The organism is Bosea sp. AS-1 (assembly GCF_002220095.1).
Taxonomy (GTDB): domain Bacteria; phylum Pseudomonadota; class Alphaproteobacteria; order Rhizobiales; family Beijerinckiaceae; genus Allobosea.
Genome location: NZ_CP022372.1, coordinates 845458 through 857625 on the forward strand (window position 1 = coordinate 845458; position 12168 = coordinate 857625).

Here is a 12168-nt window from a genome sequence, read left to right on the forward strand (position 1 = left end):
GATCAGACCCTCCGCACGCCGCGGTTCGCGCGGGTCTCGAGCCATTCGATGATGAGGGAGTTCGCGATCGTCAGGGTGAGGTAGATGACGGCTGCGAGCACATAGAAATGGAACGGGCTGCGCGTTACCGAAGTCGCGATGTAGCTGACCCGCATCAGCTCCTCGAGGCCGACGATCGAGATGAGTGAGGTATTCTTGATCAGAGAGATCCAGATGTTGCCGAGCGCCGGCAGCGCGTAGCGCCACATCAGCGGCAGGCGAATGTAGATGAACAGCGTCAGTGGTCCCATGCCGAAGGCTCGGGCCGCCTCGATCTGCCCGGCCGGGATGGCGAGGAAAGCGCCGCGGAAGATTTCCGCCGCATAGCCGCCGAAGACGAGGCTGAGCGCCAGCACGCCCGCCCCCAGGGCCGGCATCTCGAAGGAGGCGTCCGGGCCGCCGACCCAGCGCAGGGCGGCCGACAGGGCGACCGTGCTCCCGAAGTAAACCAGCAGGATGATCAGCAGCTCCGGCGTGCCGCGGATGCAGGTGGTGTAGAGATCGCCCGCCGCCCGCAGGATGCGCGACGGCGAGAGCTTGGCGAGCGCAACGAGGAGCCCGATCGCCAACCCTGCCAGCAGCGACAGGAACGCGACCTTGAGCGTCACCATCGTGCCCCAGAAGAGCTGGGCGCCCCAGCCCTGAAACAGGTCTGCCGTCATGCGTCTTTCCGGTGGGAAGGCGGAGAGCGGAACGCGTGGCACGAGGCCACGTGCTCCGCCCTGGTTACGGGCATGGCGAGGGCAAGCGGCTCAGTTCGTCCAGACGCTGGGAAGCACGGTGAACTTCCAGTATTTCTGGTTGATCTTCTTGAACGTCCCGTCGGCGAACATGGCCTTGAGCGCGTCGTTGACCTTGCCTTGCAGCTCGGCCTCGTTCTTGCGCAGGCCGACGCCGACGCCGGGCCCGAAATACTTGATGCTTTCCAGCTCGGGGCCGATGTACTTGAAGCCCTTGCCGCGCTCCTCGGCGAGGAAGTCCTCCATCTTGATCGGCCCGGCCATGATCAGGTCGACGCGGCCGGAGACGAGGTCGAGGAGCAGGGTCTCGTAGTTCTCGTAGCGCGAGATCTGCACGCCCGGGAACTGCTCGGTGAAATAGCGGTCATAGGTGCTGGCGCGGATCATGCCCACCACCTTGCCGTCCAGCGCCTTGGGATTGGGCTGCCCGTCGGCGGTCAGCGGCTCCAGCGTCGAGGTTTTCAGACCGACGAAGCGCCCGGTCGAGCCGCGATAGGGAATGCTGAAGTCGATGCTCTTCTGGCGCGCCTCGGTAATCGAGAGGCTGGCGAGGATGAGGTCGAACTTGCGCGCCGTGAGGGCCGGGATCAGTCCCTCGAAAGCCTGGCAGACGAACTGAAGCTCGAAGCCCTCCCGCTTGCCGATCTCCCGAGCAATATCGACGTCGAAGCCGGTCAATTCCCCGCTTGCGGTGCGATAGTTGAAGGGCGGGTTGGTGCATTCGGTTCCAACCTTGACCTCGCGGGCAAAGGCGGAGCCGGCCAGCAGCAGCGTGGCGCCGGACAGAAGGGCGAGAGCCGTCTTTTTCATGGTTCCTCTCCTCAAAGAACGCGCTGCAGAAAGCGCCTGCACCGCTCCGACGTCGGATTGCCGAAGATCTGCTCCGGCGTGTTCCGCTCTTCGATCTTTCCCTCGTGAAGGAAGAGCACCTCGCTCGACACCTCGCGGGCGAAGGCCATCTCATGGGTGACCACGATCATGGTCCGCCCCTCTTCCGCGAGCAGGCGCATGACGCGCAGCACCTCGCCGACGAGCTCGGGGTCGAGCGCGGAGGTCGGCTCGTCGAAGAGCAGGAGCTTGGGGTCCATGGCCAGAGCGCGGGCGATGGCGCAGCGCTGCTGCTGCCCGCCCGAAATATGGGCCGGGTAGTGGAGGCGCTTGTCGAACATCCCGACCTTCGCGAGCAGGGCCTCGGCCCGTTCCTTCGCCTCAGCCTTGGGGACGCCGAGCACCTTGATCGGCGCGATCGTCACATTGTCGAGGACGGTTAGGTGGCTCCACAGGTTGAAGCTCTGGAACACCATCCCCATGCGGCTGCGGATCCGGTTGATCTGCCTGGCATCCAGAACCGGAGCCCCCTTGCCACGACGGTCCAGATTCAGCTGCTCTCCCTCGAAGGCGATCGTTCCGGATTCCGGCGTCTCGAGCAGATTGATGCAGCGCAGGAAGGTGCTCTTTCCCGAGCCGCTCGCGCCGATCATGCAGATGACGTCGCGCTCGCGGGCAGCCAGGCTGACGCCCTTGAGGACGGCGAAGTCGCCATAGCTCTTGTGGATGCCGTCCGCTGTGAGGACGGTCTTCGCCTCGGGTCGAGACACGTTTTTCCTCCGCTCATGCTTGATGATCGGCTTTGTCCGACCGCGATTGGCAGGGACCGTATCGACGGCTAAAAATCGCCTCAAGTACCAATTTTTCTGAATCGGCCATACCAATTTTGAGACGGGCTTGACCCCTCGTGCCGCCAGTCGCTCAATCCACCGCAGCGGATGACCGGAACCGATCGGACCGCCCCGACCCATCCAGCGACAGGACATGACCGCGAGCTTCAACTACCCCTTCTGGAACGCGATCGCGGTAGTGCCGGACGGGCCGGAACCGCTCTACGACCAGATCGCCGGGCAGCTGCGCATGCTGGTCGTCGCGGGCGCGATTCCCCGTGGCGTGCGCCTGCCCCCCTCGCGCAAGCTTTCCGACGAGCTCGGCGTGTCCCGCTCGACGATCGTGCTGGCCTATAACCGGCTGAAGAACGAAGGCTACGCGCATGGGCGCACCGGCGCGGGCACCTACATCGAAAAGGATCTGCCCGAAGATCTGCATCGCCGGGCCGATGAACCGGCTGCAGCCCCTCCGCTTCGTCAGCCACGTATCCTGGCCGAGCGCGGGCGCGCGCTGATGGGGCAATCCCTGCCGAGCGAACGCGAGTTGGGCTATGATCTCAGCCCCTTGTTGCCGGCGCTGGACGAACTGCCCTTTGCGGATATCCGCCGCAGCACCGCGGAGTATTGGGGATCGGAACCCTGGCCGCAGTTCAACTTCAGTGAGCGGCTGGGACTGCCGGCCTTGCGTCAGCAGATTGCGAAATATCTCGGAGAATACGAGGGCGTCCCTTGCCGGGCCGAGCAGATCGCCGTTGTCGCCAGCACGACGCAGGCCTTCATCCTGCTGGCGCAGCTGCTGCTCGATCCCGGCGACGGCGTCATCATCGAGGATCCCGGCTATCCGACACGAGTGGCCGCGCTGGCGGCGAATGGGGCTCGCGTCCTGCCGCATCGAGTCGATCAGGAGGGGCTTTGCATCGACCGCTTCAGCCCGGAGGCGGAGGGCGCCCGGATGGTCATCGCCTCGCCGACCAACCAGTTTCCCTATGGCTCGACCATGTCGATGGAGCGCCGGCTTTCGCTGCTTGCCTGGGCGCGCGCCAAAAACGCCTGGGTGATCGAGTATGACTACAGCAGCCCGATCGGCATCAACCGTCAGCCGCTCGCCTCGCTGCTCTCGCTCGACACCGACCAGCGTGTGATCTTCATCGGCAATATCAACCGGATCTTCTCGCCGTCGCTCGGCCTGACCTATCTCGTGCTGCCGCCGGATCTCGTCGATCTGTTCTACCGTGCGAAGCTCGTCTTCTCCTGCTATCTGCCGCCGCCGCTGCAGCAGATGGTGGCCGACATCATGGGGCGCGGCGTCCTGGCCCGGCACGTCCGGCGCATGCGCCTGCTTTATCGCGAGCGTGCAACGATCCTGGTGGATGCCCTGCGGCAGACGCTGGGCGACCGCCTGCTCATTCCCGATGTCACGGCCGGGCTCCATCTGACGGCCCGCGCGAAGGAGCCGATTGACGACGCTGCGATCACCGACGCGGCGCGGCAGCGTGGGATCGATGCCCCGGCCCTGTCGCGCTACCGGCTGCAGGACCGGACTGCGACGGGCTTCGTCTTCGGCTTCGGCAACACGTTGCCCGAGCGTATTCCACCGGCTGTGCGACGCTTCGCCGAGGTCATGGCGGCAGCTTAGACATCAGCAGAAATCGATCATTTCATCCGGTTGCAGCGGGCGCCGGTCAGGAGGACAGGATGGTGAATGCGGATGGGCTGGCTACGCGATTGGTCGGCGAGCATGATCGGAAGGAGAGATTTCGCCCCTTTGCTGCAGCGAACGGCATCGTCTCGCTCGACGGCGCCTATGAGATACAGGATCGCTATGTCTCTTTGTTGAAGCCGCGTTGCGGCGCGCCGATCGGCTACAAGATCGGGCTGACCTCACAACGCATGCAGACGATGTGCGGCATCGACCAGCCGATCGCCGGCGTCGTCCTGGCCGACCGGCTGCACCGCTCCGGTGCGCGCGTCGCGATCGCGGACTATGGGCGGATCGGCCTGGAATTCGAGATCGCGGTGCGCATCGGCCGCGATATTCCGGCTGGCGGCCCCGCTCTCACTGCCGAGAGCATCGCCAAGCATGTCGCCGGAGTCTGCGCCGCGATCGAGATCGTCGACGATCGCGCCGCCGATTATGCCGAGCTCGACGTGCTGTCGCTCGTCGCCGACAATTCCTGGAACGGCGGCGTCGTCCTCTCGGAATTCCGCAGCGGCTGGCCGTCGCTCGACGCCGTCGCCGGTGTGGTGAGCCGCAACGGCGTCGAGGTCGACCGCGGCCATGGCCGCGACGTGCTCGGCCATCCCTTCGCGCCGCTCGCCTGGCTGGCGAACGCGCTCGCGGCGAAGGGGCAGAGCCTGCGTGCCGGCGAGATCGTGATGACCGGCAGCCTCGTTACCACCCGGTTCCCGACCGAGAGCGAACGCTATCGCTTCGAACTCGAAGGCATCGGTGCCGTCGAGCTTGATGTCGTGGCTGCACAATGACCGGAGGCCCTGCTGTGAAACATCGCCTTTCCGCCCGGATGAGTCGGGTCAGACCTTCCGCCATCCGTGAATTGCTGCGGTTGGGCGCCGACCCGAACGTGATCTCCTTCGGTGGCGGTTATCCCGACGCTTCGCTGTTTCCGATCGCGGGGCTGGACGAGGTCTTCCACAAGACGCTGATCGAGAACGGGCAGGAAGCGCTGCAATACACCGTCTCGAACGGGATGCCGCTGCTGCGCCGGCAGATCGCCGAACGGATGACGCGCGACGGCGTGCCCTGCACAGCAGACGAGGTCTTGATCCTGCAGGGCGGCCAGCAGGGGCTCGATCTGGTCGCCAAGCTGCTGATCGACAAGGACGACATCGTCGTCGTCGAAGATCCGACCTTCCTGGGTGCGCTGATCGCCTTCAATCCCTGCGAGCCCCGCTATGTCACGGTCGGCATGGATGAGGACGGCATGGACGTCGAGGCGCTCGATGAGGCGCTGAAGGCCAATCCGGGGGCGAAGTTCGTCTACACGGTCCCGGATTTCCAGAACCCGACCGGCGTGACGATGAGCCTGGCGCGGCGCAAGCGGCTGGTGGAAATCGCCAACGCGCATGACCTGATCATCCTCGAGGATTCTCCCTATCGCGAGATCCGCTTCGAGGGCGAGCGCATCCCGCCGATCAAGAGCTTCGATACCGAGGGCCGGGTGATCTATCTCGGCAGCTTCTCGAAGATCCTGGCACCTGGCATGCGGCTGGGCTGGGCGGTCGCTTCGACCGAGCTGATCGAGCAGCTCGGCCTGCTCAAGCTCGCTGCGGATACCCAGACGAGCACGCTCAATATGGCGGTGGCCTCGCGCTTCCTCGAGGTATTCGACATTGACGCGCATATCGGCGCGATCCGGGAGGCCTATCGCCACAAGAAGAACCTGATGCTCGACACGATCCGGCAGAGCTTCCCGCAGGAGATCGCCTGCACCGATGCAAGCGGCGGCCTCTTCACCTGGCTGACCTTCCCGGAAGGCTTCGACGCGGCGGCCTTCATGCTGGACCATGCGCTTCCGGAGGCCCGTGTCGCCTATGTTCCCGGCGCGACCTTCTTCGCCCTGGAGCAGCGGCCGAACCATGCCCGGATGAGCTATTCCACCCAGACGGACGAGCGTCTCGTGGCAGGCATCACTGCGCTCGGCCGTGTGCTCAAAAACCATCTCGGGCCGCAGCCCCGCGGTTGACGGATTCCGTTCTCAGGCAATGCTGACGGCCAGCAGGCCGCATCGAAGAAAGACAGTGTCCATGCCCGTGACAATCCACGCCGCCCCGAGGAGCGATCTCAGCCAAGCCGAGATCGATCGCTGGCGGGCGGTTCCCGTTGCCGTTGCGGTCGATCTTGGCCGCAATCTCGGCCAGATCGACCCGGCCATCCGCGCTCTGATGCCGGCTGGGCAGCAGCCACGCCTGTTCGGGCGCGCCGTGACCGTGCTCTGCGAGCCGCCCGATTTCGGTTCCGTCGTCCGATCGCTGGACGTGATCGGACCGGGCGATGTCCTGGTGATCGCTGCCGGCGGCCATGCGGAAACGGCGATGATCGGCGATATCCTCGGTGGTCACATCCGCCGCAAGGGCGCCGTCGGCATCGTCTGCGACGGTGCGGTTCGCGATGTCGGCACCCTCGCGGGCTGGCGGGACTTTTCGGTCTTCGCGCGCAGCAGGACGCCGCGTGGCCCGTCTTCGGCCGAGCGCGGCGAGATCAACCGGCCGGTGACGATCGGCGGCACGTTGGTGTCGCCCGGGGATCTGCTGATCGGCGACGATGATGGGCTGGTCGCCCTGGCGCCGGCTACCATTCGCGGCCGGATCGCAGATGCCGAGGCCAAGCTCATGCTCGAGGAGAAATGGCAGGCTGCGCTGGAGGAGGGTCAGCCGGCCTCGACCGTGTTTGGCCTGACACCGCCCTGATACGGCAAGGAAACGCTGGGCTGGATCGCGATGCGGAGCGGCTTGCAGGGCGAGATCTCGCCAGGTTGCTGCGCTCAATCCGCTCGCTCGAAGCTGACCGTGTGCTGTAGGGGATTGGTGGAGGTCAGCCTGACCCGAATCTTGTCGCCCGGCTGGCTGCCCTGTCCGCGAACGCGCGCGACCACCGGCAATTCGCAGAGCTGGATGCGGAAGCCGTTGTCATCCGTATCGGTCACCACCGCCTGGAACGAGGCTCCTTCGCGGCCTTGGAGGATGAGAGCCTCGGCCAGGCTGATGACGGCTCGGTCGATTTGCCCGTCCCGTGCATCGGCACGCGCCATCACGGCAGGAAGCTGCTCGAAAGCCGTCGATACCGCGGCCGGCACGGGTTTCCCGTTCGCGATCGCCAAGGCCGCGCGCACGACATACCGGTCCGCGAGGCGCCGCAATGGCGCCGTCGCGTGGGTGTAGCTTGCCGCCATGGGAGCATGCCAGGGCACGGTGCCCTCACGATAAGGGACATAGCTTGCGCCGCCGCTGGCTCTTCGCACCGCCAGCATGAAGGCGGCATCCCTACTGTCCGCGGGGTCCAGCGTCTTCTCGAACTGGACGAGCGTTTCCATCGCTGGCCACTGCAATCCTAGAGCCCGTGCAGTCTGACGCAGGCGCTGGATGGCCTGCTCATCCGGCTCGGCCATGACGCGGAACAGGCCAGCATGAGCGGCCAGAAGCGCCTGCGCGATGGCGAGATTGCTCGCCAGGGACAAGGCGGCATTCTGCTCTTCGGCCGGCAGGCGCGGGCGGAACAGCAATTGATAGCGGCCGTCGCCCAGGGCGGCGACCTCCTGTTCGGGCGGATCCACGCGCGCGGCACCGCGTCTGTTCTCGGCATCCCCGATGCGGCGGGCCAGTTCCTCGAAACCGTTCGGCAGATCGGAGGCGCGAACCGCGTCGTAAGCGAGTTTGGCAGCGCTGCGGATGATCGCGCGTTCAGCGGCATCCAGGTGGACATTGCCATCCGCGTCGATCCGGGTCGTGAAGATCACGGCCGGCCTGGGTACGGCGGGCAACAGGCTGGCAGCCCCCTCGCCAAGGACGGGAGGATAGAGGCTGGCCTTGCCGTCTGGAAGATAGAGGGTCGTGCCGCGTTGCCAGGCTTCCCGGTCGATGGCGTCTCCATCGTCGACGAACCAGTTTACGTCCGCGATGGCATAGTGGAGCAACAGGTCGCTGCCGCTGCGCTCGATCGCGAAGGCCTGATCGAGATCCGTCGATGTCGCCGGGTCGAGCGTGACGAAAGGCCGATCCGTGCGGTCGACATGCTCTGTTGGCACTTTCCGGGCCGCAGCTTCCGCTGCCGCGACGACGTCCGGCGGAAAATCATCCGGTACGCTGAATTGCCGGCGGATAGCAGCCAGCCCGTCGACCATTGCATTGGTGGAGTCGATCAGGGTCTTCATCGCCAGCCGTAGTCCTCCGCCTTGTGTCCGGCTGGCTGCGACGCATCAGCGCGAAGACTTTGCGAACCCCATATTTGTAACCGCACGAGGCTTGCATGCAACGACGGCGGCCAGTTGCGGCAAGCGACCTGCCCTGACCGGTCGTTCGTCGGGAGCCTCTCGCGCGCTGGAGGTTCAGGGCGGCGGGATCGCTCACTTCTTGAAGTAGGTCGGATGCAGGTCACGCAGGGCGGGAACGAAATCGAGCGAGCGGGAAAGGTGATCCCGCAACGCATCCTGAGCCCTGACGGGGTCGCTCGCTTCGATCGCATCGACGATGGCGGCATGGGCGGCCAGGATTTCCCGCATCTTGCCCTCTTTCGGCAAATGCAGATGTCGCAATCGATCGATGTGGCCGCTCTGGCGACGCACCAGATCCCATAGCACCGTCATCTGCGCCGCATCGTACAGGCTGCGATGAAAGGCGTGGTCAGCCGCGGCGAATGCTTCATGCTCGCCGAGGTCGGCGAAGGCCGTCTGTTGCCGGATGAGGCTCTTCATCTTCCCCAGCAAGGCCGGCTGCGGAGCCAGCGCCAGCGAGCGCACCAGCTCGAGCTCGACGGACCTGCGCAGGAACTGCCCTTGCCGGGCAAGATCCAGATCGATCGCGCTGACCACGGTGGCATGCTGCGGAAAGATATCGACCAGCCGCTCTTCCTGCAGTCGCATCAATGCATCGCGGATCGGCGTCGAGGAGAAGCCGAAGCGTTCCTGCAGTTCCTGTCGCGACAGCATGGTTCCAGGGGCCAGCGACAGCGAGATGATCTCCTCGCGCAGCACGTCGAACACGACGCCGGCACCGCCCTTCGCTGCCTGCTTGGGAGACACCGCAAATCTTTCGAGAAGGTCGCTCATCCTGTTCGCTTCTATCTCACATAACCCAGGGTCGCACGCGGCCCGGCACAATCGCGTCCGATCGCGCATGAGCTTCTGGCAGGCGGCGATCGTCAGGCCAAATTCGATCCATGCCTTCGATGCTATCACGTTCGAAGGGTTGACGCACTAATGCATTAGTGTTTTGACTGTTGCCAATCAAGGCGCATGGCCAAGTGCCGAAGCCGCAAACAAGAACCATCAGGGAGGGACATCATGCTCACACGCAGGCAGACGCTCGCGCTCGGTGCAGCCGCGGCGATCGGGAGCCATTCCGGTGCGAGAGCCCAGGCGAAGACCGAGATCGGGCTGAGCCGCCAGCCGGGCATCCTCTACATGCCGACACATGTGATCGAAAAGCAGAAGCTGATCGAGAAGCATGCCGAGAAGCTCGGCGTTGCCGGCGTCACGACCAAGTGGATGAACTTCTCGAATGGTGGGGCGCAGCAGGACGCGCTGCTCTCCGGCGGGGTGGATATCATCAACACCGGCACGGGGCCGCTGCTCGTACTCTGGGACAAGTCGCGGGGCCGCGTGAAGGGCATCGTCGCCAGCTCTGCCCAGCCGCTCGTCCTGCTCAGCCGCGATCCGCGCATCAAAACGCTGAAGGACTATCAGTCCGGCGACAAGATCGCCGTGCCGACGATCCGCGTCTCGACACAGGCGATCCTGTTGCAGATCGCAGCCAGCAAGCAGTTCGGCGCGGATCAGTGGGGGCATTTCGACCCGATGACGGTCCAGCTCGGCCATCCCGACGCCTTCATCGCGATGAAGAACCCCTCGCATGAGGTGAAGAGCCATTTCGCGGCGCCACCCTTCCAGTTCTACGAGCAGCAGCAGATCCCCGAGGCCCATGTCGTCACGACCTCGTCCGACATCATCGGTTCGCCGCTGAGCCAGGGGCAGTTCATGACCACCACGGCCTTCGCCGAGGCCAATCCCAAGATCGTCCAGGCGCTGCGCAACGCGGCCGAGGAGGCGAAGGCCTTCATCCAGACCAGCACGCCCGCGGCGGTCGAGATCTATCGCGAGGTGACCGGCGACAAGACCTCGACCGAGCAACTGCTCGAACTGCTCAAGCAACCCGGCATGATGGAGTGGAACATCTACCCGCAGGGGACGATGAAGTTCGCCGAGCATCTCGCCCGCATCGGCGGCATCAAGACGAAGCCGGCCTCCTGGAAGGATTATTACCTGCCGATCGCTCACGATCTGCCGGGCAACTGAGCCGTGCAGGATTCCGTCATGGCAGAGCCGCTGCTCGACGTCTCATCGGTGACCCTGCGCTATAAGCTGCCGGGCCGGGTGATCACAGCGACGGAGCGCGTTTCCTTCCAGGTCAACACCTCGGATCGCTTCGTGCTGCTAGGGCCTTCGGGCTGCGGCAAGTCGACCTTGCTGAAGGCCGTCGGCGGCTATCTCAGGCCGAGCGAGGGCAGCATGACGATCAAGGGGCGGGCCGTGACGGCGCCTGGGCCCGATCGCATGATGGTCTTCCAGGAGTTCGACCAGCTCCTGCCCTGGAAGACGGTGCTGGAGAACGTGATGTTCCCGCTGGTCGAGGCACGCGGCCTTTCCCGCAAGGCGGCGGCCGAGAAGGCCAAGCACTATATCGAGAAGGTCAACCTGACGCGGGCGCTGGATTCTTACCCGCATACGCTTTCGGGCGGCATGAAGCAGCGCGTCGCCATTGCTCGCGGCATGGCGATGGAGCCGGACATCCTGCTGATGGACGAGCCCTTCGCCGCGCTCGATGCGCTCACCAGACGGACCTGCCAGGACGAGCTCATCCAGCTTTGGGAGGAGACGCGCTTCACGGTGATGTTCGTGACGCATTCGATCGCCGAGGCGATCAAGATCGGCAACCGCATCCTGTTGCTCTCGCCGCATCCCGGGCGGGTGAAGGCCGAGGTCGTCGATGTGGATACGACATCCGTGAGCGACGGCAGCGCCGGCCGGCTGGAGCGCGAGATCCACGATCTGCTCTTCGCCGATGCCGGCGCCACGACCCATTGAATTTGGGAGCGATGGCGATGACCGCGGAAACCTCGACCTCGACTGCACGTATCGAGATGCGCCCGCCAGCCGGCCCGGCCAGCGCGGAGCTCGAGCGTAAGGTCGGTCTGCTGGAGGCGCTCTGGGATATCGGCGCTGTCCGCAAGACAGTGATCATCCTCGTGCTTGCGGCGATCTGGCAGATCTACGGTGTGTATCTCGACAACCCGCTGCTGTTCCCGAGCCTGACCGAGACGCTGCGCTCGCTGGCGGAGAACATCGCCAGCGGCGTGCTGCCGGCTCGCGCCTGGGCGTCGCTCAAAGTGCTGCTGATGGGCTATGCCGTGGGCGTCGTCCTGGCCGGCGTTCTGACGATCGTGGCGATCAACACCCGTATCGGCTCGGACTTCCTCGAGACCGTCACCGCGATGCTAAGTCCGCTGCCGGCGATCGCGCTGCTGCCGCTGGCGCTGATCTGGTTCGGGCTCGGCAATGGCAGCCTCGTCTTCATCCTGATCCATTCTGTGCTCTGGCCGGTCGCGCTCAACACCCATTCCGGTTTCCGGGCCGTTTCGGAGACCTTGCGGATGGTCGGGCGGAACTATGACCTGAGAGGGCTTCGCTACATCCGCAAGATCCTGATCCCGGCGGCCTTTCCCTCTATCTTGACCGGGCTGAAGATCGGCTGGGCTTTCGCTTGGCGTACCCTGGTCGCGGCGGAGCTCGTCTTCGGCGTCTCGTCGGGGCAGGGCGGTCTCGGCTGGTTCATCTTCGAGAACCGCAACCTGCTCGAGATTCCGGCGGTCTTCGCCGGGCTGCTGACGGTGATCCTGATCGGGCTCTTGGTCGAGAATCTGATCTTCCGGGTGATCGAGGCCCGCACCGTCCTGAAATGGGGCCTCCAGCACTGAGGCCTGCCCATCATCCCGCGGGAAC

12 protein-coding genes are annotated in these 12168 nt (G+C 65.0%); 7 read left to right on the forward strand and 5 right to left on the reverse strand.

The window, feature by feature from the left end; translation table 11 throughout:
- Positions 1–2: 2 nt before the first annotated feature.
- The 3 genes from CE453_RS05665 to CE453_RS05675 form a co-directional block, all read right to left on the reverse strand.
- Positions 3–701 (reverse strand): ABC transporter permease, encoded by a 699-nt coding sequence (locus CE453_RS05665; RefSeq protein ID WP_089173696.1) that lies wholly within the window; start codon positions 699–701, stop codon positions 3–5.
- A 90-nt stretch (positions 702–791) separates the two neighbouring features.
- Positions 792–1589, reverse strand: coding sequence for a transporter substrate-binding domain-containing protein (locus CE453_RS05670; protein ID WP_089173697.1), 798 nt, complete (start codon positions 1587–1589; stop codon positions 792–794).
- An 11-nt stretch (positions 1590–1600) separates the two neighbouring features.
- Positions 1601–2377 (reverse strand): ABC transporter ATP-binding protein, encoded by a 777-nt coding sequence (locus CE453_RS05675; protein ID WP_248307970.1) that lies wholly within the window; start codon positions 2375–2377, stop codon positions 1601–1603.
- A 214-nt stretch (positions 2378–2591) separates the two neighbouring features.
- Here CE453_RS05675 and pdxR point away from each other — a divergent pair, with 214 nt between their 5' ends.
- The 4 genes from pdxR to CE453_RS05695 all read left to right on the forward strand — a co-directional run bounded on the left by pdxR (position 2592) and on the right by CE453_RS05695 (position 6865).
- Complete coding sequence (gene pdxR, locus CE453_RS05680; RefSeq protein ID WP_089173699.1) at positions 2592–4073, forward strand: MocR-like pyridoxine biosynthesis transcription factor PdxR; 1482 nt, start codon at positions 2592–2594, stop codon at positions 4071–4073.
- Between the two features lie 59 nt (positions 4074–4132).
- Entirely contained in the window at positions 4133–4921 is a 789-nt protein-coding gene (locus CE453_RS05685; protein WP_089173700.1) for a 2-keto-4-pentenoate hydratase, read from the forward strand.
- Positions 4922–4935: 14 nt separating this feature from the next.
- A complete protein-coding gene (locus CE453_RS05690) occupies positions 4936–6141 on the forward strand; it encodes an aminotransferase-like domain-containing protein (protein ID WP_198302271.1) in 1206 nt (401 codons plus the stop codon).
- A 61-nt stretch (positions 6142–6202) separates the two neighbouring features.
- A complete protein-coding gene (locus CE453_RS05695) occupies positions 6203–6865 on the forward strand; it encodes an RraA family protein (RefSeq protein ID WP_089173702.1) in 663 nt (220 codons plus the stop codon).
- Positions 6866–6939: 74 nt separating this feature from the next.
- On the opposite strand, the gene CE453_RS05700 is transcribed toward CE453_RS05695, so the two are convergent.
- Positions 6940–8325 (reverse strand): RNB domain-containing ribonuclease, encoded by a 1386-nt coding sequence (locus CE453_RS05700; RefSeq protein WP_089173703.1) that lies wholly within the window; start codon positions 8323–8325, stop codon positions 6940–6942.
- A 192-nt stretch (positions 8326–8517) separates the two neighbouring features.
- Positions 8518–9348 carry a GntR family transcriptional regulator gene (locus tag CE453_RS05705; RefSeq protein ID WP_248307971.1) on the reverse strand — a complete coding sequence of 277 codons (831 nt, stop codon included), beginning with the start codon at positions 9346–9348 and terminating at the stop codon, positions 8518–8520.
- A 105-nt stretch (positions 9349–9453) separates the two neighbouring features.
- On the opposite strand from CE453_RS05705, the gene CE453_RS05710 reads away from it, so the two are divergent.
- Genes CE453_RS05710 through CE453_RS05720 form a run of 3 tightly spaced genes read left to right on the forward strand, consistent with a single transcriptional unit; the run spans position 9454 to position 12143 of the window.
- Positions 9454–10464 carry an ABC transporter substrate-binding protein gene (locus tag CE453_RS05710; protein WP_089173705.1) on the forward strand — a complete coding sequence of 337 codons (1011 nt, stop codon included), beginning with the start codon at positions 9454–9456 and terminating at the stop codon, positions 10462–10464.
- 18 nt (positions 10465–10482) lie between these two features.
- Positions 10483–11253, forward strand: coding sequence for an ABC transporter ATP-binding protein (locus tag CE453_RS05715; protein ID WP_089173706.1), 771 nt, complete (start codon positions 10483–10485; stop codon positions 11251–11253).
- Between the two features lie 56 nt (positions 11254–11309).
- On the forward strand, positions 11310–12143 hold the full coding sequence (locus CE453_RS05720; protein ID WP_198302358.1) for an ABC transporter permease: 834 nt from the start codon (positions 11310–11312) through the stop codon (positions 12141–12143).
- The last annotated feature ends 25 nt before the right edge of the window (positions 12144–12168 follow it).